Genomic DNA, 26,150 nt, shown 5'->3' on the forward strand with positions numbered 1-26,150 from the left:
TGCGCCCATGGGTCAGCATTCGCCATGGCGCGAGGACGGCTGCTCAGCATCCTCGGTGTCGCGCTCCCCCTCTTGCTCATCCAGCCCCACGCCGTCGATGCCGGCGAAGGCGAGCAGACGCAGGCCGACGCTGACATCGAGATCGACTACGACCACTACACCCTCGACAACGGCCTCGAGGTGATCCTCCATCGGGACACCACGGCGCCGCTCGTCACCGTCAACATCTGGTACCACGTCGGCAGCGGCGACGAGGTCGTGGGTAAGTCCGGCTTCGCCCACCTCTTCGAGCACATGATGTTCCAGGGCGCCAAGCACATCGGCGAGGACGTGCACTTCGACATCCTGCGCGAGATCGGCGGTACGGACGTCAACGGGACCACCAACGCCGACCGCACCAACTACTTCGAGACCGTGCCCAGCCACGAGATCGAGACCGCGCTGTGGCTCGAGAGCGATCGCATGGGCTACATGCTCGATCTGCTCAACGAGGACAGCCTCGCCAACCAGATCGACGTGGTCCGCAACGAGCGACGCCAGCGCTACGACAACGTGGCCTACGGCAAGGAGCGCTTCGCCGTGGCCGCGGCCCTCTACCCGGAGGGCCACCCCTATCGCTACATGACCATCGGCAAGCACGAGGACCTCGAGAGCGCCAGCCTCGAGGACGTGCGCGCCTTCTTCCAAAAGTGGTACGTGCCGAGCAACGCGACCTTGGTGGTCGCCGGTGACATCGAGATCGACGACGCCAAGGCCCTGGTCGACAAGTGGTTCGGGAGCTTCCCCAAGCTGCCCGCGCCCCAGCACAAGCCCGTGCCGGCGCCGGAGTTCAGCGAGGACGTCAGCGTCGAGATCGAGGACGACTTCGCCCGGCTCCCGCGGGTCCACTGGGTGTGGCACAGCCCGGCGATGCTCGGTCAGGGGGACTTCGCCCTCGACGTGGTCTCGGGGGCGCTCGGCGCCGAGGGCTGGGGCCGGTTGACCAGGCGCCTCGTCGACGAGGAGCAGATCGCCCAGAGCGTGTGGGTCTACCAGGCCGGCTCGGGCTTCTCGGGCGCCTTCCACGTGACCGTGACCATGACCTCGAGCGAGAGCCCCGAGGAGCAGGCCAACAAGCGCGCGGCGGTCGAGCGAGCGATCGACGAGGAGGTCGCCAAGCTGATCGCCGACGGCCCGACCCCCGCCGAGGTCGCGCGCCACGTCATCCAGACCGAGTCGGGCTTCGTGTGGGGCCTCGAGAGCCTCGGCAGCCGGACCAACCAGCTGCAGTTCTTCAACCACTACACCGGCGACCCCGGCTACGCCGACGACTACCTGGCCCGGGTCCGCGCGCTCGAGCCCGAGGGCGTGCGCAGCGTGGCCGAGCGCTACCTGAGCAAGCCCAAAGCCAAGATCTTCACCAAGCCCAAGGCCAGCGACCCGTCCGCGGGCGCCGCCGAGCAAAAGGAGAGCAAGTGATGCGTCGCTCATTGCTGACCCTCAGCGCCCTGATCGCGTGCATGGCCGCGGGCCCCCTGGCCTGCAAGAAGACCGAGGACGTGGTCGTCACCCCGGGCGAGGACGGCGAGCAGGCCGCGGACGAGCCCGAGGTCGAGTGGCCCGACGAGGCCTTCCGCGCGCAGCGGCCCGAGCCCCGCGAGATTGCCCCGGTCAAGATCCCCTCGATCGAGACCTTCGAGCTCGACAACGGCCTCGAGGTCTATCTCGTCGAACAACAGACCCTGCCCACGGTCATGATGCTGTTCGAGTTCGACATCGGCGAGGTCGACGATCCCAAGGGCAAGACCGGGATGGCGGGCGTGTGCGCCGAATTGATGGGCGAGGCGACGAAGTCCAAGGACAAGGCCGCCTTCGCCATCGCCAAGGACGATCACGCGGTCTCGCTGTGGGCGCGGGGCGGGTCCGAGCGCAGCACGATCTGGGTGCGCTCGATCGAGCGCGAGCTCCCGGCGGCCCTCGACCTCACGGCCGAGATGATGCTCGAGCCAGGGCTGCGCAGCGAGGACTTCGAGCGCATCAAGAACCAGCACGAGGATCGTCTTCAGCAGATGGAGGGCTCGGTCACGGCGATCGCCTACCGCCTCTATCCTTCGCTGATCTGGGGCGCCAACCACCCCGAGGGCAAGATCGAGACCGCGGCCAGCATCGACGCGGTCACGCTCGAGGATTGCAAGAAGTGGGTCGCCAAGCTCAGGCCCGACGGCGCGCGGCTGTGGATCGCCGGCAAGGTGACCGAGGCCGAGGTCCGCGAGCAGCTCGGCGAGCGCCTGGCCAAGTGGAAGGGCAAGGCGCCCAAGCTCGGCAAGATGCCTGCGCCCGCGCCCAAGCCCGGGACCATCTACTTCGTCCACGTCGACGGCGCCGCGCAGTCGCAGATCCTCCTCGGGCACCTGGGCCCGGCGCGCAAGGCCGAGGACTACGAGGCCACGCAGATCATGTCGGCGATCCTCGGCGGCTCGTTCTCGAGTCGGATCAACATGAACCTGCGCGAGGACAAGGGCTGGTCCTACGGCGCCCGCGGGGGCTACCACTACAGCAGGGAGGGCTCCTACTTCAGCGCTGGCAGCTCCGTGCGCAGCGACGCGACCGCTGGGGCCCTGCGTGAGATCGCCAAGGAGATCGAGCGCATGCGGACCACGGATCCGACGGCCGAGGAGGTCAAGCGCGAGCGCGAGGGCGCCCTGCTGGCCATGCCCGCCGACTTCGCCACGGCCAGCTCGGTGCTCTTCGAGTTCATCGGCCTCACCTACTACGACCTGCCCCTCGACTGGCACGAGGGCTACCAGGAGCGCCTGCGCACCCTCGACGCCAAGGCCGTTCGCGCCGCGGCCGAGGCTCACCTGCAGAGCAGCGGGCAGGTGGTCTTGGTCGTCGGTGACGCCAACGTGGTGCTCGAGGAGGTCGAGGCCTTGGCCAAGGAGCAGCTCTTTGGCGAGGGCGGCATCGTGTACCTAGACGCCGAGGGCAAGCCGACCAAGCGGCCCAAGCTCACGCCCAAGGCCGACGAGCCACGCGATATCGTGGTGCCGGACGAGCCTCACTGACCCGGGCTCGGCGCTGCCGGCTAATTTCGCGGGCCCGGCGAGTCCGAGCTCAGCAGGTCGAAGCTCCGCGAAATACGACGCGTGCGGTCAACAACGGCTAGCAGCCCTGACCGCACGCGGTCGTGACGGACGCCGCGCTCAGCTGATAGGTTGGGGCCATGAGTGAGCAGCGCTTCGACCTCGTCATCCGCAATGGAACCGTGATCGACGGGACTGGCGCCCCGCGGCGCCAGGCCGACGTCGGCGTGCGCGACGGCAAGATCGTCGCCGTCGAGCCCGGCCTGCCCCCGGGCAGCGGCGCCAAGGAGATCGACGCCACCGGCAAGTTGGTCACCCCCGGCTTCGTCGACGTGCACACGCACTACGACGCCCAGGTGACCTGGGATCCCCAGGTCACGCCCTCGAGCTGGCACGGGGTCACGACCGTGGTCATGGGCAACTGCGGCGTGGGCTTCGCCCCGGCGGCGCCCGACAAGCACGACTGGCTGATCGGCCTGATGGAGGGCGTCGAGGATATCCCCGGCACGGCGATGACCGAGGGCATGGTCTGGGACTGGGAGAGCTTCCCCGACTACCTCGACGCCATCGACAAGCAGGCGCGAGCCATCGACATCTGCGCCCAGGTCCCCCACGGCGCGCTGCGGGCCTACGTCATGGGCCGGCGCGGGGCCAAGCACGAGGCCGCGACCGCGGACGACCTCGCGGCCATGGCTCGGATCGTCCGCGAGGGCGTCGAGGCCGGCGCGCTGGGCTTTTCGACCTCGCGCACGCCGATCCACAAGGGCATCGACGGCGAGTTCGTGCCCGGGACCTTCGCCGACGAGCGTGAGAACTTCGCCCTGGCCAAGGCCGTGGTCGATGGCGGCGGCGTGATGTTCCAGATGACCGGCAACCACGTCGACATGGCCGAGGAGTACCCGTGGATGCGGCGCATGGTCGAGGAGATCGGCTGCACCGTCAGCTTCAACCTGCTGCAGACCGACCAGGCCCCCAAGCTCTACGAGAAGCTGCTCACCGAGCTCGACGCGGCCGAGCGCGACCAGCTGCCGATCTACGCCCAGGTCGCCGGGCGGCCCAACGGCGTGCTGATGACCTGGGCCGGCACCGCGGTGCCCTTCTTGCCCTACCCGAGCTACATGCCCCTGCATCACCTGCCCTTCGAGCAGCGCCTGGTCGAGCTGCGCAAGCCGGGGCTGCGCGAGAAGGTCATCGCCGAAAAGCCGTTTTCCTTCGGCGAGTTCGAGGACTACATCATCCAGTCCTTCCACAAGATGTACCGCCTGGGGGATCCGCCCAACTACGAGCCCGACCCCAGCGAGACGGCCACGGCCGTGGCCGCGCGGACCGGGAGCACGCCGCAGGCCGTGGTCTGGGACTGGCTGATGGAGGACGAGGGCCGCGGCGTCGTCTACTTCCCGATCTTCAACTTCGCCTCCGAGGACTTCTCGGACCTGCGGACCTTGCTTCAGCACCCGCGCACGCGCCTGGGCCTGGGCGACGGCGGGGCGCACTGCGGGGCGATCTGCGACGCGAGCATCCAGACTTTCATGCTCACGCACTGGTGCCGCGACCGCAGCCGCGGGCCCAAGCTCGGCCTCGAGGAGGTCGTCAAGACGCTCAGTTCCGACACGGCCAGCTTCTACGGCCTCGACGATCGCGGCCGCGTGGCCCCGGGCTACAAGGCCGACCTCAACGTGATCGACTTCGACGCCCTGCATCTGCACGGGCCCAAGATGGTCTACGACCTCCCCGCTGGCGGCCGCCGCTTCGTCCAGCGCGCCGAGGGCTTCGTGCACACGATCGTGTCCGGTGAGATCATCCGCTCGCACGACGAGCCGACCGAGGCGCTCCCCGGCAAGCTCGTCCGCGGGCCTCAGCCCGCGCCGGCCTGAGTGCGCGCCCGAGCAGCGAGCCCGAGCAGCGAGCCCGGTGTCAGCCGACGAGAGCCCGAGCCCGAAGAAGACGAGCCCCGCCCCCGTGCGCGGGCTCGTCTTCGATCTCTACGGCACGCTGGTGACCCGCGGCGCGGGCCCTCGCGCCTACCGTGAGCTGATCGCCGGGCTGCCGGTGTGGCGGATGCTCGCGGCGCGCCGGGCCATGCTCACCGAGCCGATCCCCGGCATGGGGGAGTTCCACGCCCGCTTCTCGCCGCGGCGTCGGGCGGACCGCGGGGTCGATTATTACGCGGGGCTCGTCGAGTCGGGCCTCGCCGAGGTCGCGCTCTACGAAGACAGCCTCCCGACCCTCGCGCGAGCCAGGTCCATGGGTCTGCGCCTGGCGCTGCTCTCGAACCTCGCCAAGCCCTACGCCCGGCCGATCCACGAGTTTGGTCTCGCGGCGCACTTCGACGTGCTCGTGCTGTCTTGCGACGTGGGCATGGCCAAGCCGAGCGCGGGGATCTACGCCCACACCTGCGCCGCGCTCGGGCTCGCGGCGGATCAGCTGCTGATGATCGGCGATACCCTGCGCGACGACGTCCGCGGAGCCAGGCGCGCCGGACTCCACGCCCTGCACCTCGACCGCGAAGGCGGGCGTGGAGACCTCGGCGCGCTCGAGGGGCTCTTCGAACACCCGCTGCTGCGCGGGCTCGCGCGTGTCGAAGCAGGGGCCGCGCCGCGCTGAAGTTTGCGGCCGCGCGGCAGCACAGCTGGCCTACAATCGCAGCCAACGATGAGTTTTTGGTCTCCCGACGCTTGGCTGCAGGCGTGGCGCTTCGCCGCTGCGGCCCACCAAGGTCAGCAGGTCCCCGACTCGGACCTGCCCTATCTCGTGCACATCGGCGCGGTCGCCATGGAGGTGAGCCACGCCCTGGCGCAGCGCGAGCGCCTCGGCCAGGCGGTGGCGCGGCCCGATCTCGCGATCCAAGTCGCGCTGCTCCACGACGTGGTCGAGGACACCGAGGTCACGGTCTGGGCGCTCGCGCGAGAGTTCAGCCAGGTGGTGGCGACCGGCGTCGCGGCGCTGAGCAAGAACGCCAGCGTCGGCGACAAGCAGGCGCAGATGCGTGACAGCCTCGAGCGGATCCGTCGCCAGCCCGAGGAGGTGTGGATGGTGAAGCTCGCCGACCGCATCACCAACCTCCAGCCGCCGCCCGCGAGCTGGTCCAAGCAGAAGATCCTGCGCTACCGCGAGGAGTCCAAGGAGATTCACGCGGCGCTCGGCGAGGCCTGCCCGATCCTGGCGGCGCGGCTCGCAGAGAAGATCGAGCACTATCAGGTCTTCGCCTGATCCAGCTGGGCCAAAGCTCGGTGCTCGCCGAAGTGTCGACAATATCCGGCGCACGATACGCATGTGCGCAGGGGTGCTCCGTGCTCCGGTAAGCTGCTCGAAGTTCGCCCATGGGATGACGCGGAGCGCGTCGAGTTATCTAGCGATAAACCGGCCCTTGGGACAGTTGCGAGTCTGGATATGAACCGCTATTCACCGCATGAACCATGACTCACCAAGCGAACTCCAAGTTCACGAGCTCTGATGACTTCGTCCTCGACACCGAGAGCGAGGCGTTCACCAGGGATCCCTACCCCACCTACGCGTGGCTTCGCGAGAACGCGCCGGTCTACTACTGGCCCCAGAAGGACACCGTGGTGCTGTCGCGCTTCGATGACCTGCGCAGCTTCTTCGTCGGCGACCACCTGAGCACGAACATCCATGACTGGGAGCACCACCCGGGCATGGGGATCTACGAGCAGCCGGGCTTCGAGGGCTTCGCCAAGATCCACCGCAACTCCTTTTTCAACATCCCCCAGGCGGATCACGCCCGGATCCGCAAGCTGACCTCCGTCGCGCTCACGCCCCGCGCGGTCCGGCGCATGAAGCAGCACATCGTCGACATCGTGGATCGCAACCTCGACGAGCTGATCGCCAGTGGCGACGAGGTCGTCAACCTCAGGCCCTTCGCCGACGCGATCCCGCTGGCGGTGATCTGCGATCTGATCGGCGTCCCCGAGGAGCTGCGCAAGGACTTCCGGGTGGCCGGTCAGGCGGTGCTCCGGTCGATCCAGCCGACCAACAGCCCCGAGGAGCTGGCGGCCACGGCCGTGAACCTCAACGGGGCCGTGGCGCTGGTCGAGAAGATGCTCACCGACCGCCGGGCGGATCCCAACCCGCCGGATGATTTGCTCACGGACTTCATCCAGGCCAACGAGGACGGCGACCGCCTGTCCGACGACGAGCTCGTGATGATCATCTTTGGGCTGATCACCGCGGGCTCGGACACCACGGTCCACGCGATCTGCTACGCCACCCGCAGCTTGCTGCTTCACCCCGAGGCCCTCGCCGAGCTCCAGGCCGACCGCTCGCTGCTGCGCAGCGCCGCCGAGGAGACCCTGCGCTGGGATAGCTTTGGCAAGGTCGGCTTGTTTCACTACGCCCGCGAAGACATGGAGATGGGCGGCGTCCCGGTCCGCAAGGGCCAGGCCGTGGCCGTCGCCATGGGCGCGGCGTTCCGCGACGACAAGGCCTACGAGCGCGCCGACGAGTTCGACATCCACCGCGACTACTCTGGCAGCCTGGTCTTCGGCCTCGGGCGCCACTTCTGTCTCGGTGCCAACCTCGCCCGCGCCGAGCTCATGCAGGCCATCGAGACCCTGCTGCTCGACCGCTTCCCCGCGGCCAAGCTCGCCGGCGATGTCGAGTTCGACGTGAGCAACCCGGTGATGCGCCCGATGACCAACCTGCCGATCCGCCTCGGCCCGGACCACGGCAAAAAAACCGAGGCCTCGGCGTGAAGATCGTCATCGATAAAATGGCCTGCGAGGCCAACGGGATCTGCGTCGACTTGCTGCCCGAGGTCCTCGAGCTGATTGAAGAGGAGGACGAGGACGTGCTGCGCCTGCGTTTGGCCGTGGTCCCGGCGAAGCTCGAGGACCAGGCTCGCAAGACCGTGCGCGCGTGCCCTCGCCAGGCGCTGAGCATCGAAGAGTGAACGAGTGAGCGAGCGCTGGCGCTCGCCGAGCAACGCGAGCCGCGGGGCCGAGAGCGCCCGGCGGCTCGTGTTTTTGTCCGCCCTCGCGGAAGCGCCGGGCGCCGTGTTACATGCGATGCATGTCGGCCCCGCAATTGCCCACGCGCGCCCGCGTCGTCGTCATCGGCGGCGGGGTGATCGGTAGCTCCGTCGCCTATCACCTGGCCGAGATGGGCGAGACCGATGTGGTCCTGCTCGAGCGCGATCGCCTGACCTCGGGCACGACCTGGCACGCCGCCGGGCTGATGGTCTGCTTCGGATCGAGCTCCGAGACCTCGACGCGCATGCGCCTGTACACCCGGGACCTCTACGCGCGCCTCGAGGCCGAGACCGGGCAGAGCACCGGCCTGCTCCAAAACGGCTTCATCGAGGTCGCGGCCGACCGCGATCGCCTCGAGGAGTATCGCCGCGTGGCCGCCTTCAACCGCCACTGCGGCGTGGACGTGCACGAGATCTCGGCCAAGCAGGTGGGCGAGCTCTTCCCGCTGGCGCGCACCGAGGACATCCTCGCCGGCTTCTACGTGCCCCAAGACGGCCGGGTGAACCCCGTCGACGCGACCATGGCCCTGGCCAAGGGCGCCAAGCTCAAGGGCGCCCAGGTGTTCGAGGGCGTGGCCGTGACCGGCGTGACCCAAAAGCGCGGGGTGGTCACCGGCGTCGACACCGAGCACGGCCACATCGAGGCCGAGGTCGTGGTCAACTGCGCCGGGATGTGGGCGCGGCAGCTCGCGGCGCGCAGCGGGGTCAACGTGCCCCTGCAGTCGGCCGAGCACTACTACCTGATCACCGAGCCGATCCCCGGCGTCCGCCCCGACTGGCCGGTGCTCGAGGATCCGGGCTCCTACGGCTACTACCGCGACGAGGGCGGCGGCTTGATGATCGGCCTGTTCGAGCCGGTCTGCGCGCCCTGGAAGGTCGAGGGCGTGCCCGAGGACTTCTCCTTTGGGACGCTGCCCCCGGACTGGGAGCGCATGGGCCCCTACCTCGAAAAAGCCATGAGCCGCGTGCCCGTGTCCGTGGACGCCGGCATCAAGCTGTTCTTTTGCGGGCCCGAGAGCTTCACCCCCGACCTCGCGCCGATCGTCGGCGAGGCCCCGGAGCTCAAAAATTACTTCGTCGCCGCGGGCCTCAACTCGATCGGCATCCTGACCGGCGGCGGCCTCGGCCAGGCCCTGGCCCACTGGATCTTGAGCGGGCGTCCGGACGTGGACGTGGGCTACATGAACATCGACCGCCTGCACCGCTACCAGTCCAACCCCGAGTACCGGGCCACGCGGACCGTGGAGTCCCTGGGCATGGTCTATCAGTGCCACTACCCCACGCGCTCGATGCAGACCGCCCGCGGGGCCAAGCGCTCGGCCGTGCACGATCGCCTCGCCGCGCGCGGGGCCTACTTCCGCGACGTCTCGGGCTGGGAGGGCGCCGACTGGTACGCGCCCGCCGGCGAGACCCCGGATCCGGGGCCGCTCGGCTGGGAGCGCCCGCGGTGGTTCGACTGGTGGGCCGCCGAGCACCGGGCCGCGCGCGAGGACGTGATCGTCATGGACATGTCCTTCATGAGCAAATTCCTGGTCCAGGGCCGCGACGCCGGCCGGGCGCTGGACTGGCTGTCGACCAACCGCGTCGACGGCCGCGCCGGGCGGATCACCTACACCCAGTGGCTCAACGCGGGCGGCACCCTCGAGGCCGACCTGACCGTGACCAAGCTCGACGACGAGCGCTTTTGGGTCGTGGCCTCGGACACCGCCCACCGCCACGTCGAGACCTGGATGCGCCGCCAGTTCCCGGCCGACGCCCACGCCTTCGTCACGGATCAGAGCTCGGCCTACGCTCAGCTCAACATCCAGGGCCCGCGCTCGCGCGCGCTGATGCAGGCGCTGACGGCCACCGACATGAGCGACGCGGCCTTCCCCTTCCGCCACGCCGCCGAGATCGACCTCGGCTTCGCGCGGGCGCTGTGCGTGCGCATCACCTACCTCGGGGAGCTCGGCTATGAGCTCTACATCCCCACGGAGCAGGCCGTGCACGCCTACGATCGCATCGTCGCCGCTGGCGAGGGCTTTGGCCTGCGCCACGCGGGGCTCGAGGCCCTGGCCAGCTTGCGCATGGAGAAGGCCTACCGCGACTATGGCCACGACATCGACAACACCGACACCCTGCTCGAGGCCGGGCTGGGCTTCACCGCGCGGCTCGACAAGCCCGGCGGGTTCATCGGGCGCGAGGCCGTGCTCGCGCAAAAGCAGGCCGGGCCGTTGCGCAAGCGCCTGGTCCAGATCCTCGTCACCGACCCCGAGGCGCTGCTCTATCACGCCGAGCTCGTCTACCGCGGTGACGCCTGCCTGGGCTACATCCGTGCGGCGAGCTATGGGCACACGCTGGGCGGGGCCGTGGGTCTGGCGATGATCGTGGCCGAGCAGGCCATCGACGAAGACTTCCTGGCCGCGGGCACGTGGACGGTGGAGGTCGCGGGGCGTCGCTACCCGGCCAAGGCCTCGCTCGCGCCGCTCTACGACCCAAAAATGCTGCGTATCAAGGGTTGAGGTCGAGCTCGTCGAGGCAGAGGACTGCCTGTGCGACGCGCTCTACTCCGTGCTCTGAGGCGTCTCGTGCGCGAGCGCCTTGGGCTATCCTGCCGCGCATGCGTGCCGCGTGCCCAGCTCTGCTCTCGGCCCTCGTGACCGCGATCGCGTTCGGCTGCTTCGACCCGGACGCGAACGAGGAGCTCGTCGCCGAGGGCGAGACCGCGGACTGCCCGATCGGCGCTCAGGGCTGCGTCTGCACGGGCGGTGGCGCCTGCGACATGGGTCTGAGCTGCGTGGCCGGGGTCTGCGAGCCAGGCGAGAGCGAGAGCGAGAGCGAGGAGTCGGAGGCGAGCGAGGGCACGGAGGGCGAGACCACGGACTCGGCCGAGGACAGCGGGGACACGGACAGCGGGGACACGGGCAGCGGGGACACGGACAGCAGCGAGACCAGCGCGGCCGCCTGCCAGGTCTGGGAGCTGGTGTACGACCTCGAAGGCAGCGTCCATGGGGTCGAGGCGGGGCTCTTTGGCCAGGGGGACTACCCGGTCGAGGCGCCTTACGACGACCCCGACACGGTCGGCCCCGGGAGCATGACGATCGTATTCGAGGACCTCGAGGGGGAGCCGGGGCCGCGGGGGGCGATCACCGCCTACACCATGTCCGTGCACTACGAGCTCGCGCAGCTGGCCGAGCTGACCGTCGACCTCGAGAACAGCGCGGGGCCGGACGCGTGCGGGCTGACCTTTGGCCAGCGCGAGGCGGGGGTCGTCAGCTGGGAGCCGCCGACGCTCCCGGACCACCACAGCGTCGGCGAGATGTTCTGCATCGGCTCGCTCTTCATCTGTGAGCTGATCGGCCTCGAGCAGCAGGTGGCCACGCCCATCGACGAGCTCGGCGAGCTGCCGCTGAGCGCGTTCAGCTTCGCCTTCGCCTGGGGCAGCAGCAGCTTCGAGATGCCGACCACGCAGGTCACGAACGGCGAGATGGTGACCACCTGGGAGTACCAGGGCGCGGAGGTCTCGCGGACCCTCGTCGACGCCCCGGACTGCCTGTGTGACGCGCTCGATGACTTGCCGCTCTAGAGCGGCGACCGGTTTGAATTCGCACCGCCAGGCACATCTTGGCGGCCCCGTGGTCGTTGTCGCTCGGCGCTCGCAGTGGGTCCACCACGGCTTCGGCCTCGCTCCTCGCCACGGAACCGCCAAGATGTGCCTGACGGCGCGCCTTCAAACCGGTCGCCGCTCTAGCAGCTACTGACAGCCGCTCAGGCCGACTCGTCCTGGTCCGCCGTGCACTCGGCGATGCCGAGGGCGTCCTGGAGCGCGCAGTTGGCTTCGATCAGCTGGGGCGAGATCTCGAGCGCGGCCTCGCTGTCGTCGGCGATCATCGCCGCGCGGTAGTCGGCCCAGGCTTGCAGGTAGGTCTCGGCGTCGAAGCCGTCGACGTACTCGATCATCAGCGGGAGCACGACCTGGGAGTAGATGGTGCCCTCCCACGCGCCCTTGTAGCCGTCGGGGGTGCCGATCGAGCCCTCGTCGAGGGCCTCGTCGCAGTACTTGCGGGCGCGCTTGACGAAGGCGATGGCCATCTGCTCCTCGATCCACGCGGGGTCGATGGCCGCGGTGTCGCCAGCGAGCATCTCGCGGATGCCCTCGACCGCCGGGGTGTTGCGCTCGTTGATGCGGTCCTCGAGGATGTCGAAGAGCCCCAGGGCCTCGTGGGCCGCGGCCTCGTCGCCCCCGTCGAGGGCGTCCTGAGCGAGGGCGACGATCCGGCGATCGATGACCGCGAAGGTGCTCTTCTCGACCTTTTGCTTGGCGGCCTTGGTGACCCAGTCGTCGGGAGCCCAGGCTTCTTCGGGGCCCTCGAGGCCGGCGTAGCCGTCTTCGAAGGCCTCGAGGATCTGCGCGTCCCAGTCGACGCCGGTCGGCTCGACCGCGCCCTCGTCGGCGGTCGCCTGGGTCGACAGCGGCCCGAGCACGCCCGTCCACACGCAGTAGGCCTGGTCCCAGTCGGCGCGGAGCACCGCCGGGTCGCGGTCGGGGTCGGGCAGGACCTCCGAGAGCGAGGCGAGGCGCTCGCGGGTGTCGAGGCTGGCGACCAGGCGCATGGTCCCGATGATCTCGAGCAGGGCCATGCGCCGCTCGAGGCTGTCCTCGCTCGCGACGGCGAGATCCAAGGCGGCCTCGATGGCGGCGTCGTCGACGAGCAGCCCGGTCTCGACGCGGCCGAGGCGGGCGTCGACCTCCCGGACCCAGCGCTGCAGGGCCGTGCCGCCGAGCACCGGGGACTCGTCGCTGAAGTCCGGGGCGTCGCCGCGGTAGAGGTCGATGATGTACTCGGGGTCGGGGTTGGGCAGGGCGAGCTCGGCGACGATCTGCTCGTAGGTGAACATCGCCGCCTCGCAGTTGGCCAGCGGGGTCGAGCCGAGGCTGACCTCGTCGTCGCCGACGTCGTCGCCGCCCTCGTCCTCGGTCTCGCCGGTGCAGGCGAAGAGGGCGGCGCCGAGCAGCAGCGCGAGCGAGGGGAGAGGAGCGCGCCGAGCCGAGCTGGGCGAGGGAGTGCGGGGGGAGGTGGGGTGCTTCATCGCAGGTCCTCGGGGCCCGGGAGGATCCAGGGCTTGGGCCAAAGGCCGTCCTCGACGGAGGCGAGGTCGACGGTGGGATCGATCAGGCGCGCGCTCGGCCGGCCGTTCACGGCCACGAAGGCGTCGGCGTAGACCTCGATGCGCGCGCCGGGGCGCTGGTGCTCGAGGCGGGCGGCGAGCGCCCTGGCGTAGGCCGCGATCAGGTCGGGCTGGGTGCTCATCGACTTGACCTGAAGGGGCGTGAGCTCGGTCCGCGGGTCGACATACCAGCTGCGCTCAGCGCTGCGGTCGTGGACGCGAAACTCGATCGCGCCGCCCTTCTCGACCAGCATCACGCGGTAGCTGTAGCGCATGCCCTGCTCGTGCCAGAGCACCGAGCCCGGGTAGAGCAGGTAGCGCCAGGGCATGAGCAGCTGCGCGCCCAGGCTCAGCGCCGCGACCACGCCCAGGGCGCGGTCGAGGCGGGGGCGGGCTGTAGGCGCAGGACGCTCGAGCAAGGTCCCGGGCGCGAGCCAGCGCCGCGGCCACGCGGGCGCGAAGAAGATCGTCGCGCAGCCGATCATGAACCACGGGAACATGCCGATCGGGAACAAAAACCCCGTGACCAGGTGAAAGCCGACGACCCCGAGGTAGGCCCACGCCCGGGTCGGCCGCCACAGCAAGGCGGGGACGACCAGGAGGTCGAAGATCGCCCCGGCCCACGAGGCCGCGTAGGCGGTGAAGGGCTCGTCCAGCCACGGCCCGACGATCGCCATGTCGCTGTGCCGCGCCAGCCAGATCGTCAGCGGCTGGGCGCCCAGCAGCCAGTCGGCGCCGAGCTTGGCGATGCCCGCGTAGACGTAGACCAGGCCGACCTGGGTGCGGATCAGCCACAGCGCCCAGGCGGGCAGCTTGCCGTCGGGCCCGGGCCGCGGCGGGACCAGGGCGAAGGTCAGCAGCAGCGCGCTGAGGAACACGTAGTGGTTGAGGTAGTAGGTCAGGTCGATGAGCTCGAGCCAGGTGAAGCTCGAGAACGCCAGCGCGGCGCACAGCCGCACGCGCACGCCCATCGCCAGGCCGAGGGCGGCCGCGCCGGTCAGGGCGAAGAGCCCGTAGGCGAGGGTGGCCCCGGGCACCGGGACCCACTCGAAGCCCCAGTAGCGAAAGTGAAAGTCCGGGGCCAGCAGCAGCGTCTCGACCCAGCCGCGGGCGACGAAGCGCGCGATGGACACGAAGAGCAGCAGGCCGACGAGCAGGCGCAGGACTACGACGGAGCCAGGGTCGACGCGGGCGGTGGCGCGCTCGCGCAGGCGCTCGCCGAGCCTGGGGCTCGGCTTGGCTCCATCGTGGAGGTCGTTTTCGGGCGCTCCTTCGGGAGGCGCCCCGTGGGTCTCGGGTGAGCCTTTGGCGGTCTCGCGCTGGTGCTCAGTCCCCGTCATTGTCGGTCAGCGCGACGGTCACACCGAGCAGCCCCGCGACGTCGGCGGTCAGGAGTTCGACCAGGGCGCGGACCTCGGTCCACGCGGTCTCGATCAGCTCGAGGTCCGTATCCAGGCTCTCGCGCAGCGGCTCGGGGATCGCCTCGCAGGCGGCGATCGCCCGGTCGATCTGCGCGCGGACCTCGGCGTCGATGTCCTCGCTCTTTTGCGAGACGAGGACCGAAAAGCCCAGGCCGCCCTCGGCCGCGGCCTGGGCGTCGTCGCCTTCGGCCTCGGCGCCCAGGTAGAAGCGGCGGAAGCCCTCGAGGGTGTCGAGCAGGTCCTCGCGCGAGCGATCCGAGAAGCGCGACTGGACCAGGTCGTACTGGGGCGCGTCGCCGGTGGCGAAGCCCGCGGGCTTGCTCAAGGAGCGCTCGCGGATGTCGTGGAGCCCGGCGATCGCCCCGTTGAGGAGCTCGTCGATGGCCAGCGCGACCGTTGGATAGCGCTCGCTGCTCCCGGCGGCGTAGAGCTCGTCGAAGTAGGGGTCGAGCTCGCCCTGGAGGCTCTCGAGCTGATGTTCGAGGTCCGCGGCGAGGAGCTCGAGGTAGGCGCAGCGTTGGGCGCCGGTGTCGGCGTCGGTGTAGGCCGCGAGCACGGCCTCGTCGCCGGCCTCGGGATCCCAGACCATGTACTCGAAGCCGGGCAGGCCCTTGCTGGCCACGCCCAGGACCTCGAGCTCGTCGAGGGTCGAGACCCCGGACTCCACGCCACCTTCGACGCTGTTGGGGCGCGCCGGCCAGAAGTCGACGAGGCTGTCGTAGCCCGAGTCGACGATCGGCCCGAGGCGCAGGACCATGAGCCGATCCCAGGGCCCGCGCAGCGTCCACCAGGCGTCCTGGACGGCGTCGAGGCCGGCGCTCGAGGGCGCGGCGCAGAAGCTCGCGCTGGCCTCGCGCAAGGCCGCGGCGTCCTCGATGGCGGCGGCGGTCTCGGGGCGCATCAGGCCCTCGATGCTCTCGGCGATCACCGCCTGGCGGTGGTCGTCGACCTGCTGGGGGCAGGCCGAGAGCAAGGTGGCCGCGACGCAGGCCGATGTGGCCGAGAACAAAAAGAGGGAGCCAGGGCGGTTCAAAGCGTCTCCACAAAGCGCAGCAGCGCCGCGCGATCGTCTGCCGAGGCCGCGACGAAGGCCTCGCGGGCGGCCTCGCCCTCGCCGCCGTGCCACAAGATCGCCTCGGCCAGGCCGCGGGCGCGGCCGTCGTGCAGGTAGAGCGAGTGGCCGTTGACGACCTCGAACAGGCCCACGCCCCACAGCGGCGGCGTGCGCCACTCCTGGCCGTCGGCGTCGTAGTCGGGGCGACCATCGGCGAGCTCCGGGCCCATGTCGTGGAGCAGCAGGTCCGTGTACGGCCAGATCTGCTGGTTGGCGAGCTCGGGGTAGTCGGAGTCGCCGGTCACGTAGCGGGGCACGTGGCAGTCGGCGCAGCCAAAGTCGTAGAAGCGCTCGCGGCCGTCGAGCACCTGGGGATCGTCGACGTCGCGGCGGGCGGGCACGGCGAGCAGGCGGGAGTAGACGAGCACCGACTCGAGCAGGTCGTCGCTGATCTCCGGGCTGCCGCCGTTGCTGGCGGCCGCGCACTCGGCCTGGGGCGCCGGGCAGTTCTCGACGCCGTGGATGCTCGAGGTGATCCCGATGTCGCCGGCGAAGGCCGCCGAGTTTTGCTGGTTGAGCCCGACTTGGTTGGCCTTCCAGCCGAAGCGGCCCAGGGCGTTCACGCCGGTGACCGGATCCCAAGGATAGTTGGGTCGACCGGAGATCCCGTCGCCGTCGGCGTCGTCGGGGTCGGCGCGGGCGAGCAGATCGTCCTCTTCGATGGCCTCGAGCAGGCCCAGGCCGATCATCTGCGGCGCGACCCGAGGCGAGAGCATCAGGGTCTCGTCGGGCTCACCAAAGGCGAGCTCGGTGAGGGCGTAGCTGGGCTCGCGCAGCGAGTAGGCCTCGCCGTCGGCGTAGTGTCCGGGCAGCTCGGTCCAGGTCACCTGCCCGCGGCCCTCGGCCGTCACGCCGGGGACCGCCACGGGCTGGAGCTGGTCGCCGTAGATGGGGTCGGGCAGCGGCCCGCCGTGCTCGTCGGCGCCGGGGATCGACAGGCGCACGAGCATCGAGAGCATCGCCTCGTCGTCCTCGAGGGGCGGGTGCCCGCGGCCGTCGTGGAGGTGACAGGCCGAGCACGATGTCGCGTTGTAGGTCGGACCCAGGCCGTCGCGCGCCGTGGTCGACGAGGGCGCGATGACCCAGTTCTTGTTGAAGAACGAATTGCCCACGTAGAAGTCGGTCTCGTGGGCGTCGTCGACGTTGCGGGCGATCAGCATGAAGGCCCGACGCCCGGTCTCGAAGACCGTGGTCCCTCCGCCCGCCAGCTCTTCGCCGGGTTCGGGCGCGAGCTCGGGCTCGGTGCAGGCAAAGAGCGCCGGGAGCAGGAGTCCGGGCGCGATGGCCGTGGCGAGACGGAGGGTCCTGACCATGACTTTCGCTTTCTATTCGAGGGCGAGGTTGATGTCGAACAGCGTGGCGATCTCGACGATCGTGTCGGTCTGTGCGCGCAGGGCGTCGATGGTCGCCTGGACGGACTCACGATCGTCGATGATCGCCTGGTCGAAGGGCGCGGGGATCGCCTCGGCGGCGCTGAGGCTCGCGGCCATCTCGTCGCGCAGGCGGTCGGCCAGCTCCTGGTCGCGGGCGGCGACGAGGTCGTAGACGGAATCCCCGCTCACGTCGCCGTAGCTGCCCAGGTAGACGTTTTGCATGCCCATGATGTCCGTGATGATGTCGCGGTGGGTGTTGTCGCTGAAGCAGGAGTGCTCGTCCTCCTGATCCCGGGTCTCGAGGGCGACTTCCATGCGCTCACCCGCGAGCTCCGCACCGCTGAGGCTGCCCAGCCCCAGGAGGATGCGGCGGACGATCTCCCGGGGCTCGGCCGCGGCAAATTCTTCGCCGTAGCTGCCCTCCCACTCGGCCTCGAGACCCGCGAGGTCCTCGACCAGCAGGTCGACCGCCGCGAGCAGGTACTCGCCGCGACGCTCCGGGTTGAGCGCCGTGGCCTCTTCCTCGTCGAGGACGTAGTCGGTGTAGGGCCGCGCGCCGGGCCCGTCCTCGCTGAGGTCCTGGCCCCAGAGCAAGAACTCGATGGCGTGGTAGCCCGTCGAGATGTTGGTCTCGCCGTTGAGCTCGTTGAGCTCGCTGAGCAGCTCGATGGTGATGTCGGGGTAGGTCGTGGGGTCGTTGATGATCCCGACCTCGGGCATGCCCTCGACGTAGTCGACGTAGGCCTCGTCCATCGGCCAGGCGTTGAGCTGGCCCTCGGGGCCGTCGGTGGGGTCGTCGATCGGGCCGTCGTAGAAGCGGTAGGCCTCGGTCTGTCCGTAGACCTCGCGGGCCGCGAGCCAGGCCGCGCGGGCGTCTTCGAGGCTGGCCTCGCTGGGCGAGCCGACGAAGGCATCGACGGCGATGCGGAGGTCCTCGGCGAGGACGCGCGCGTCGGTGTAGGAGGTGAGGACGATGTCGGCGTAGGTGCTGGCGACGGGGTCGACTTCCTCGGCGGTCAGCGGCTGGCCGTCGTCGGAGCTGGTGGAGCAGGCCGCGAGCAGCAGGGCGGTCAAGGCAAGGGAGGCACGGCGCGTTGCGTTCATTGTTTGGACGTTATTGAAAGCGGATTTCAATGTCAAACTAGCGTCTACTCCGCGAATTCTAGCTGAATTGGGCGATAGTGCTTAAAGGCACATCAACTTTGAAAATTGTTTTCTCCAGGGGCACCGAGTGTGAGCAGAACGGTGGTGATTCGAAACGACGAGAGGGCGCGGCCTCGCGGCGGCGCCCTCTGGCACGAGTCGCTGTGCGCGACGGCGGCGAGCCGCGGCTCAGCCGAGCTTTTTGACGGCGGCCTCGACCTCGTCGTAGTTGGGCTCCTGCCCGGGGTTGTCGGCGACCCACGCGTACTGGAGCTTGCCCTGCTTGTCGACGACGAAGACCGAGCGCTTGGCCGCGGTGTAGCCGCTCATGCCGGCGAAGTCGTCATGGGCGACGCCGTAGGCCTTCACGGCCGCGCGGGCGTAGTCCGAGAGGATCGGGAAGTTGAGCTTGTTGCGCTCGGCGAAGGCCGCGTTGGAGAAGGGCGCGTCGACGCTCACGCCGTAGACCGCGGCGTCGAGATCGTTGAAGGCGGCGAGGGAGTCGCGAAAGGTGCACATCTCCTTCTCGCAGACGCCGGTGAAGGCGGCCGGGAAGAAGGCGAGCACCACGTTCTTGCCGCGCAGGCTCGAGAGCGTGACGGCCTCGCGCTTGTGGTCGGGGAGGGTGAAGTCGGGGGCGTCGGATCCGATGCTGGGCATGTCGCCATCGGTCTATCCGCACGCGCCGCCCTTCGCCACCCCACGAGAAAAGCTCACCTACGGAAGGTCCGTAGGTGAGCTTTTGTCTGGTGAGCTCTCGTCTGGCTAGTTGGACGGCTCAGTCGCTGAGGTCGCCGGAGGCGGCTCGCTTGGCCCGGGCCTGGACCCAGTCGGCGATCGCCACGAGCGCCTGCCCGTTGTCGCCAAAGCGTCCGGCGATGGTCCGGCACTCGTCGGTGAGCTCGTCGACGCGGGCCATGGCCTGCTCGCGCAGCGAGGGCTGGTCGTCGTCGAGGACGTCGTCGGCGTGCTGGAAGGCGATGCCGAAGGCCAGGCCGTAGCGCTCGAGGGCGGCGACCTGGTCGGCGTCGATGCCGGCCGAGAGTCCGCCGAGGGCACCGGCGGCGGCGTAGAGCCCACCGGTCTTGAGGGCGTGAACGCGCTCGAGGACGGCGAGGTCGCCGATGTCCTGGCCGGCCTCGAGGTCGAGAGCCTGACCGCCGACCATGCCGTCGATGCCGGCGTGCTCGGCGAGCTTGGTCACCGCCTCGGCCATGCTCGCGTGGGTGCCCTGGGCGAGCACGCGGAAGGCTCGGGTGAGCAGCGCGTCGCCGATCAAGATCGCGTTGGCGTGGCCAAAGGCGACGTGGACCGTGGGCTTGCCGCGGCGCTCGAGGTCGTTGTCCATCGCCGGCAGGTCGTCGTGGACCAGCGAGTAGGCGTGGATCATCTCGAGCGCGCAGGCGGCGGGCATGGCCTGGTGCTCGGTACCACCAGCCGCCTCGCAGGCGGCGATGGTCAGCACCGGGCGCATGCGCTTGCCGCCCTGGAGGACCGCGTAGCGCATGGCCTCGCGCAAGCGGCCGGGGTCGTCCCCGGGGGGCATGGCGAGAGCGGCGTCGAGGGCGGTGTCCACGGCCACGCGGCGCTGCTCGAGGTAGGTCTTGAGATCGAAATTACTCATCGGGAGCGTCCTGATCGTCCGAAAAAGGCGCCACGCCACCTTCGGCGAGCAGCACCTCGATGCGTTGTTCGACGGCGCCGAGCAGCTGCTCTCCCTCGCGGACGAGCCTCACGCCCTCCTCGAAATGCGAGAGGGCTTGCTCGAGGGGCAGCTCGCCAGCTTCGAGCTCGCGGACGACCTCGTCGAGGCGCGCGAGCAGGGCCTCCGCGCTCGCAGGCGCGTCTTTGCCCTTGCGGCCCTTGGCCCTGGTTTTGGCCGCCATCGCTGCCGGTGTACCGGGGCTCGCCACCACGAGTCAAAGGGGGTGGATCACATGGCTGGACGCAGGCCCTGCCTCGGGATAGCCTGCGCCGCGATGGAGCCGGGCTCCGATGACGAGCGCGACGTGGACAGCCTCATGGGCCAGTTCCACGAGTACCTGAGCAAAAAGCAGCTCAAGTCCACGCGGCAGCGCGACGTGATCGCGCGCCAGTTCTTCTCATCGGAGGGCCACCTCTCGATCGAAGAGCTCCTCTCGCTCGCGCGCGAAGAGAACCCGCGGATCGGCTACGCCACGGTCTACCGCACGCTCAAGCTGCTGACCGAGTGTGGCCTCGCCGCCCAGCGCCGCTTTGGCGAGGGCCAGGCCATCTACGAAACCGCTGGGGACACCGAGCACCACGATCACCTGATCTGCATCGAGTGTGATCACGTGCTCGAGTTCACCAATGAAGACATCGAGAAGCTGCAAGAGCAGGTCGCGCGGAGCTTTGGCTTCAACCTGGTCCGGCACAAGCTCGAGCTCTACGGGATGTGCCCGAAGGCGCGGGGGATCAAGGGTGGATCCTGTCCGCGCGAAGAAGCGGAAGACGAGTAGCGGAAGACGAGTCGCCGAAGACCAGTAGCCGAAGACCAGTCGCGCGGATGTCCTCGGGGCATTGGCGGCTCGAAGCATTGTGGTGAGTCGAGCCGGCCCTCGACATTGATGACGGTCGATTCGCCTCGAGCAATTGAGGCAATTCGATGCTGCCCAGTTGCCGACGCGAACCAAAAGACAAAGCCCCGCGGGTGGAACCTGCGGGGCTTCGTGGGGTGCCCAGAGACGGAATCGAACCGCCGACACGGGGATTTTCAGTCCCCTGCTCTACCGACTGAGCTATCTGGGCGCTCGGGGGCGTATTGGTACTCGCTTCCCCTGGGCCCGTCAACACCTCTCGCCCAGGAGCTCCCAGGGGAGTAAACGCGGGTTGCCTCACATCTACAGCGGGGATACCGTCGCGGCCCAGGCCATGGGCAAGAGCAAGACGAGCACCAAGCCCCCCAGCGGGACGCGGGATTTTCTCCCCGACGACCTGCTCCGTCGCCGCACCGTGATCGGCGTCATCCAGCGGATCTACGAGTCCCACGGCTTCGTCCCCGTCGAGACCCCGGCGATCGAGAACCTCTCGACCTTGCTGGGCAAGTACGGCGAAGAGGGCGACCAACTGCTCTACCGCCTGCTCCACCGCCGTGACGCCCTGCGCCGCCCGCTCGAGCAGGCCCAGGCCGAGGGCCGGGTGGCCGAGGAGTCCGAGCTCGCGGATCAGGGCCTGCGCTATGACCTGACGGTTCCCCTGGCCCGGGTCGTGGCGCAGTACGGCCAGCTGCCGCGCTTTTTCAAGCGCTACCAGATCCAGCCGGTCTGGCGCGCAGATCGCCCAGGCCGCGGGCGCTTCCGCGAGTTTTATCAGTGCGACGTCGACATCACCGGCACGACCTCGCTGGTCGCCGAGGCCGAGGTCTGCGCGGCCGTGTCCAAGGTCCTCGTCGAGCTCGGCTTCGAGGACTTTGCGATCAAGCTCAACCACCGCGAGCTGCTGCGCGCGATGATCCGCGCCGCCGGGGTGGACGAGGCCGACGAGGGCACGGCGCTGGTGGCCGTCGACAAGCTCGACAAGATCGGTGAGCAGGGCGTGCTCGAGGAGCTCGGGGAGCGGGGGATCGCGGCCGAAGCTGGGCGGAGCTTGCTCGAGCTGGTGCGTCGCCCCGAGCTCGATGCCGAGTCGGCCGACTCGGCCGAGTCCACCGAGTCCACGCGGGCCGACCTCAACGAGGCGACCCTCGAGGGCCTCGCCGCCCGGGTCGACGCCCGCGGCCAGGCGGCCATCGACGGCCTGCGCGAGCTCCTGCGGTTGAGCGCGGCGACCCCCGCGGGCTCGCACCTCGAGGTCGACCCGGCCCTCGCCCGCGGCCTCGGCTACTACACCGGCCCGATCTTCGAGATCGCCGTGGCCGACCTCGCCGGCTCGCTCGGCGGCGGCGGGCGCTACGACGACCTCGTGGGCATGTTCGGCAAGCGCCAGGTCCCCGCGGTGGGCTTCTCCCTCGGCCTCGAGCGGATCTTGGTGGTCATGGAGGAGCGCGGGATGTTCCCCTCGCTGAGCACCGGCCCGGACCTGATGTTGTGCTGGATGGACGTCGACCAGGCCGAGGTCATGCGCGTGGCCACGACCTTGCGCGCGACGGGGCTCAAGGTCGAGGTCTACCCGGAGGCGAGCAAGAAGCTGGGCAAGCAGCTTCAGTATGCCGACGCCGAGGGTGTCCAGGCACGCTTCGCCGCGATCCTCGGCAAGGACGAGCTGATCACCAACGCGATCACCCTCAAGCACCTGGCCTCGGGGCGTCAGCAGACCCTCCCGCTCGGCGAGGTCAGCCCGATCCGTCTCGAGAGCGTCTGAGCCGCAGGGCGCTCGGCCCAGGTCGGGGCCTAGAGCGCGTCAGCCATCGATCGAATCCCCTGGACCAGGCGGACGACCAGCGCGGGGTCCTGGTGAAAGAGCGAGACGAGGCCCTCGTGCAGCGTACTGAGCATTGCAAGAGGTCTTCGGCCCGCGCGAGCGAGGCGTGCAGACTATTTTCCGAGTTCGTCGGTCCTTTGGACCGACGCCCTCAGGAGAACAAGATCCGGTAGTAGTAGACCAGCGGCGCCACGAAGAGCAGCCCGTCCACGCGGTCCAGCATCCCGCCGTGGCCAGGCAGCACGTTGCCGCTGTCCTTCACCCCAAAGGTCCGCTTGACCATGGACTCGATCAGGTCGCCGAGCTGGCCGAGGATGCTGCCGACCACCCCGAGGACGACCGCGTCGAGGATCGGGAGGTCCGGGGCGAGCCAGAAGTGGCCGAAGCCGAGCATGGCCGCGACCCCGCCGACCAGGCCGCCGATGGCCCCCTCGACGGTCTTCTTGGGGCTGACGGCCTCGTAGAGCTTGTGCTTGCCGAAGGCCCGGCCGGCGAAGTAGGCGACGGAGTCCGAGGAGAAGGCCAGGGCGAGGGCCAAGAACAGCCACTCGGGCCCGAAGTCCTTCTTGAGCAGCGGCCACACGCAGGCCAGCATCGGCACGTAGACCAGGCCCGAGAGCACGACGGCCAGGTGCCGGCCGGCCTGGGGCAGGTAGCGCTTGCGGACGAGGATGGCCATGGCCAGCGCCATGGCGGCGACGAAGAGCACCGGGGCCATGGCGTCGCGGGTGCCCAGCTCGGTGTTGGCGAAGACCACGGCGGCGCCCGCGAGGCCAAAGGTCGCGCGCAGGCCCTTGGCCCGGTCGCCGCCGCCCTCGGGGCTCACGCCCACGGCCATGCGCAGGTACTCGTCACCGGCGAAGAACACCGCGAGCATCGAAAACCCGGTGATCGACCAGTGCGTGGCCTCGACGAACATCGAGATCACGAGCACGGGGATCAGGACGCCAGCGGTCAGCAGCCGCTGGGCGAGGTTGCCCATCTGCTTCTTGGGCGCTGGAGATGTTGGCTGCTGCTCGCTCACGCGTCGTCCGCCGGGGAGCCTCAGTGTCCAGGCTCGACCAGGGGATCCGCAACCACCCCGGACAGGGCGGGACGCCCAGGCAGCTCACGCTCCTCGAGCTGAGCCTTGATCTGGGCCGAGGTCAGCCCAAAACGCCGCTCGCGGTTGGCGTAGTCGTTGAGCGCGTTCCACAGCTCGGGCTCGCCAAAGTCGGGCCACAGCGCCTCGCTGAAGTGCAGCTCGGCGTAGGCGACCTCCCACAGGAAGAAGTTCGAGATCCGCCGCTCGCCGCTGGTCCGGATCAGCAGGTCCAGGGGCGGGAGCAGCTCGCTGGTCGGCAAGAAGCGGCCAAAGAGCTCGGCGTCGACGCTCTCGGGGTCGATGTCCCCGCGGGCGACCGCTCGCGCGACGTCGCGGGCCGCCGAGGCGATGGTCTCGCGGCCGCCGTAGCTCAGCGCCAGGCACAGGACCATCTCCCGGTTGTGGGCCGAGGCCTCCATGAGCTCCGTGAGCGGGCGCAGGACCATCCTCGGGAGGCGCTGAATGTCACCCACGGTGGTCAGGCGGATGCCGTTGTCTAGGATCTCCGCGCGCTCCTCGATGAGGTAGCGGCGCAGGAGGTGCATCAGATGAAACACTTCGCGCGGCGGCCGGTCCCAGTTTTGGCTGGAGAAGGCGAACAAAGTCAGCGCGTCGAGGCCGATCCGTCGGCTGGCGCGGACCACCCGGCGGACAGCGTCGGCCCCCTTGCTGTGGCCGTGCTCCCGCCGCAGGCCGCGCTCCATGGCCCAACGACCGTTGCCGTCCATGATGATGCCGACGTGTCGGGGCAAGCGATCTGACGAGTCAGACATGGGAGGAGAGCGAGATACCACGGGGTCATTGTTCAGTCCACGCGCCAGCGCCCTCAGGCGGCCTTCTGCACCAAAATTCCACGAGTCCGCGGCAGCGCGGCCTCGCCCGTGGGCGCGCTGTGACGGCGGCCCTGAGCATGCCCTCGGGTGCGTGCGCGTCTGCGCAGGCCAGGTCGGGGGTCCACCTTGCCGGCCCCGACCCGTGGGCATAGACTCGAACACCAGGTCGGCGGTGGCTCGGCTCGGGAATCGATTCACTTCCGACGCCGTTTGCAGCCGGCCGTTCGCGCGGCACACTCGGCCCCGTAGGGAGGGAGCCAGGCCATGACCACGAGCGCCGATACCGTCGAATCCATGCTCTTCCGTAGCGGGGTCGCCTTCGATCAAGTCGACCCCACCACCTGGCTGCTCCAGCTAGACAACGAGCACCGCAGCCGAGTCGTCGTCAAGGTCGACGACCCGATCGTGCTGTTCTCGATGCCCCTCGGCGCCCTCGACAGCGAGTTCGACGAGCGCGAGGCCCTCTACCGGACCTTGCTCGAGCTCAACGCCGACTTCATGCACAACGCCTATGCGATCGAGGGCGAGCAGCTGGTGCTCTCGGGCGCGCTGCAGACCGAGAACCTCGACGCCAACGAATTTCAGGCGATCATCGACGACCTGACCATGACCCTCGACAACCACCTCGACAAACTGTCGGCCTGGAAGCTCACCCTGCCGACCGCGGAGGCTTGATACCCATGGGATTGTTTGGACGACTCGGGACGCTGATCCGCTCCAATATCAATGAGCTGATCAACCGGGCAGAGGACCCGGAGAAGATGCTCAACCAGGTCCTCGTCGACATGAAGGGCCAGCTCGTCGAGGCCAAGAAGCAGGTCGCCGTCGCGATCGCCGACGAGAAGCGGATCAAAAAGCAGCACGAGCAGGAGCTCGCCAAGGCCAAGGACTGGGAGCGCAAGGCCATGCTCGCCGTCCGTGCTGGCAACGACGAGCTCGCCCGCGCCGCCCTGGCCCGCAAGGCCGAGCACGACGAGCTCGCGGCCACCTACAAGGAGCAGTGGGAGGCGCAAAAGCAGGCCGTCGAGCAGCTCAAGGAGGCCCTGCGCAACCTCGACGCCAAGATCGAAGAGGCCAAGCGCAAGCGCAACATCCTGGTCTCGCGGCAAAAGCGGGCTCAGGCTCAGGCCACGATCAACCAGACCCTCTCGCAGCTCAACTCGGGCGACTCCTACGACAGCACCTTCGCGCGCATGGACGAGCGGGTCACCCAGCTCGAGGCCGAGGCCGAGGCCTCCGCGGAGCTCGGCGGCGCCCTGCCCGAGGCTAGCTTGGAGTCGCAGTTCAAGGCCCTCGAAGCCGGCAGCTCCGTCGACTCGGAGCTCGAGGCCCTCAAGCAGAAGATGGCCCTGGGCACGGGCAGCGGCCCGCAAAAGGCGATCGGCTCCAACGCGAAGGTGGGCGACGAGCCGGCCGCCGGGAGCGGGGCCGACGACCTCGACATGGACCTCGACGACGTCGAGATCGAGTCCGAGGCCCGCGCGGCCGAGGTCGACGCGCAGCTCGAAGAGCTCAAGCGCAAGCTCAGCGGCGACTGATCTGATTTGATCAGGTCTGCTCTGGTCTGGGCCGCGCGAGCGACACGAGAGACCGACCGAGACGACCGGG

24 protein-coding genes and 1 tRNA gene are annotated in these 26,150 nt (G+C 69.3%); 14 read left to right on the forward strand and 11 right to left on the reverse strand.

From position 1 onward, the window contains the following. Positions 1-24 precede the first annotated feature (24 nt). The 10 genes from G6O69_RS09910 to G6O69_RS40020 all read left to right on the forward strand — a co-directional run bounded on the left by G6O69_RS09910 (position 25) and on the right by G6O69_RS40020 (position 11,786). Positions 25-1,458 (forward strand): pitrilysin family protein, encoded by a 1,434-nt coding sequence (locus G6O69_RS09910; RefSeq protein WP_172303275.1) that lies wholly within the window; start codon positions 25-27, stop codon positions 1,456-1,458. Further along, the gene (locus tag G6O69_RS09915) at positions 1,458-3,044 is read left to right on the forward strand and encodes a pitrilysin family protein (protein WP_172303276.1); all 1,587 of its coding nucleotides are present in this window, start codon (positions 1,458-1,460) and stop codon (positions 3,042-3,044) included. The genes G6O69_RS09910 and G6O69_RS09915 overlap by 1 nt, the downstream gene beginning before the upstream one ends. Before the next feature lie 158 nt (positions 3,045-3,202). Further along, positions 3,203-4,936 (forward strand): amidohydrolase family protein, encoded by a 1,734-nt coding sequence (locus G6O69_RS09920; RefSeq protein ID WP_172303277.1) that lies wholly within the window; start codon positions 3,203-3,205, stop codon positions 4,934-4,936. Positions 4,937-4,973: 37 nt separating this feature from the next. Beyond that, a complete protein-coding gene (locus G6O69_RS09925) occupies positions 4,974-5,666 on the forward strand; it encodes an HAD family hydrolase (protein ID WP_172303278.1) in 693 nt (230 codons plus the stop codon). A gap of 48 nt (positions 5,667-5,714) precedes the next feature. Further along, positions 5,715-6,272 (forward strand): HD domain-containing protein, encoded by a 558-nt coding sequence (locus G6O69_RS09930; RefSeq protein WP_172303279.1) that lies wholly within the window; start codon positions 5,715-5,717, stop codon positions 6,270-6,272. Positions 6,273-6,478: 206 nt separating this feature from the next. Then, on the forward strand, positions 6,479-7,771 hold the full coding sequence (locus tag G6O69_RS09935; protein WP_172303280.1) for a cytochrome P450: 1,293 nt from the start codon (positions 6,479-6,481) through the stop codon (positions 7,769-7,771). After that, entirely contained in the window at positions 7,768-7,968 is a 201-nt protein-coding gene (locus G6O69_RS09940) for a ferredoxin (protein ID WP_172303281.1), read from the forward strand. The genes G6O69_RS09935 and G6O69_RS09940 overlap by 4 nt, the downstream gene beginning before the upstream one ends. 119 nt (positions 7,969-8,087) lie before the next feature. Beyond that, entirely contained in the window at positions 8,088-10,547 is a 2,460-nt protein-coding gene (locus tag G6O69_RS09945) for an FAD-dependent oxidoreductase (protein WP_172303282.1), read from the forward strand. 98 nt (positions 10,548-10,645) lie between these two features. Next, positions 10,646-11,611: a hypothetical protein gene (locus G6O69_RS09950; protein WP_172303283.1), complete on the forward strand. Its 966-nt coding sequence runs from the start codon at positions 10,646-10,648 to the stop codon at positions 11,609-11,611. 49 nt (positions 11,612-11,660) lie between these two features. Further along, positions 11,661-11,786: a hypothetical protein gene (locus G6O69_RS40020; RefSeq protein WP_255215755.1), complete on the forward strand. Its 126-nt coding sequence runs from the start codon at positions 11,661-11,663 to the stop codon at positions 11,784-11,786. 7 nt (positions 11,787-11,793) lie between these two features. Here G6O69_RS40020 and G6O69_RS09955 read toward each other — a convergent pair whose 3' ends face one another. The 8 genes from G6O69_RS09955 to xseB all read right to left on the reverse strand — a co-directional run bounded on the left by G6O69_RS09955 (position 11,794) and on the right by xseB (position 20,131). Beyond that, a complete protein-coding gene (locus G6O69_RS09955; RefSeq protein ID WP_172303284.1) occupies positions 11,794-13,116 on the reverse strand; it encodes a hypothetical protein in 1,323 nt (440 codons plus the stop codon). Then, the gene (locus G6O69_RS09960) at positions 13,113-14,534 is read right to left on the reverse strand and encodes an HTTM domain-containing protein (protein WP_172303285.1); all 1,422 of its coding nucleotides are present in this window, start codon (positions 14,532-14,534) and stop codon (positions 13,113-13,115) included. Before G6O69_RS09960 ends, G6O69_RS09955 begins: the two co-directional genes overlap by 4 nt. Next, entirely contained in the window at positions 14,521-15,648 is a 1,128-nt protein-coding gene (locus G6O69_RS09965; protein ID WP_172303286.1) for an imelysin family protein, read from the reverse strand. Before G6O69_RS09965 ends, G6O69_RS09960 begins: the two co-directional genes overlap by 14 nt. After that, entirely contained in the window at positions 15,645-17,042 is a 1,398-nt protein-coding gene (locus G6O69_RS09970) for a di-heme oxidoredictase family protein (RefSeq protein WP_172303287.1), read from the reverse strand. The genes G6O69_RS09965 and G6O69_RS09970 overlap by 4 nt, the downstream gene beginning before the upstream one ends. 12 nt (positions 17,043-17,054) lie before the next feature. Beyond that, positions 17,055-18,206, reverse strand: a complete 1,152-nt coding sequence (locus tag G6O69_RS09975; RefSeq protein WP_172303288.1) for an imelysin family protein — start codon at positions 18,204-18,206, stop codon at positions 17,055-17,057. A 228-nt stretch (positions 18,207-18,434) separates the two neighbouring features. Then, positions 18,435-18,905, reverse strand: coding sequence for a peroxiredoxin (locus tag G6O69_RS09980; protein ID WP_172303289.1), 471 nt, complete (start codon positions 18,903-18,905; stop codon positions 18,435-18,437). A 118-nt stretch (positions 18,906-19,023) separates the two neighbouring features. After that, the gene (locus G6O69_RS09985) at positions 19,024-19,869 is read right to left on the reverse strand and encodes a polyprenyl synthetase family protein (protein ID WP_172303290.1); all 846 of its coding nucleotides are present in this window, start codon (positions 19,867-19,869) and stop codon (positions 19,024-19,026) included. Beyond that, positions 19,862-20,131, reverse strand: a complete 270-nt coding sequence (gene xseB, locus G6O69_RS09990) for an exodeoxyribonuclease VII small subunit (RefSeq protein WP_172303291.1) — start codon at positions 20,129-20,131, stop codon at positions 19,862-19,864. Before xseB ends, G6O69_RS09985 begins: the two co-directional genes overlap by 8 nt. A gap of 93 nt (positions 20,132-20,224) precedes the next feature. On the opposite strand from xseB, the gene G6O69_RS09995 reads away from it, so the two are divergent. Beyond that, positions 20,225-20,725: a transcriptional repressor gene (locus G6O69_RS09995; protein WP_172303292.1), complete on the forward strand. Its 501-nt coding sequence runs from the start codon at positions 20,225-20,227 to the stop codon at positions 20,723-20,725. A 216-nt stretch (positions 20,726-20,941) separates the two neighbouring features. Here the strand turns inward: G6O69_RS09995 and G6O69_RS10000 are convergent. Beyond that, positions 20,942-21,014 (reverse strand) — tRNA-Phe (locus G6O69_RS10000). A gap of 81 nt (positions 21,015-21,095) precedes the next feature. Here G6O69_RS10000 and hisS point away from each other — a divergent pair. After that, positions 21,096-22,565, forward strand: a complete 1,470-nt coding sequence (hisS, locus tag G6O69_RS10005) for a histidine--tRNA ligase (protein ID WP_172303293.1) — start codon at positions 21,096-21,098, stop codon at positions 22,563-22,565. Positions 22,566-22,776: 211 nt separating this feature from the next. Here hisS and G6O69_RS10010 read toward each other — a convergent pair whose 3' ends face one another. Both G6O69_RS10010 and uppS read right to left on the reverse strand, forming a co-directional pair. Further along, on the reverse strand, positions 22,777-23,649 hold the full coding sequence (locus tag G6O69_RS10010) for a phosphatidate cytidylyltransferase (protein ID WP_172303294.1): 873 nt from the start codon (positions 23,647-23,649) through the stop codon (positions 22,777-22,779). A gap of 20 nt (positions 23,650-23,669) precedes the next feature. Next, complete coding sequence (uppS, locus tag G6O69_RS10015) at positions 23,670-24,482, reverse strand: polyprenyl diphosphate synthase (RefSeq protein WP_172303295.1); 813 nt, start codon at positions 24,480-24,482, stop codon at positions 23,670-23,672. Between the two features lie 324 nt (positions 24,483-24,806). Between uppS and G6O69_RS10020 the strand changes: the two genes are divergently transcribed. Beyond that, on the forward strand, positions 24,807-25,217 hold the full coding sequence (locus G6O69_RS10020) for a CesT family type III secretion system chaperone (RefSeq protein ID WP_172303296.1): 411 nt from the start codon (positions 24,807-24,809) through the stop codon (positions 25,215-25,217). A gap of 5 nt (positions 25,218-25,222) precedes the next feature. Beyond that, positions 25,223-26,080 carry a PspA/IM30 family protein gene (locus G6O69_RS10025; protein ID WP_172303297.1) on the forward strand — a complete coding sequence of 286 codons (858 nt, stop codon included), beginning with the start codon at positions 25,223-25,225 and terminating at the stop codon, positions 26,078-26,080. The last annotated feature ends 70 nt before the right edge of the window (positions 26,081-26,150 follow it).

The sequence above is a fragment of the Pseudenhygromyxa sp. WMMC2535 genome (assembly GCF_011083025.2).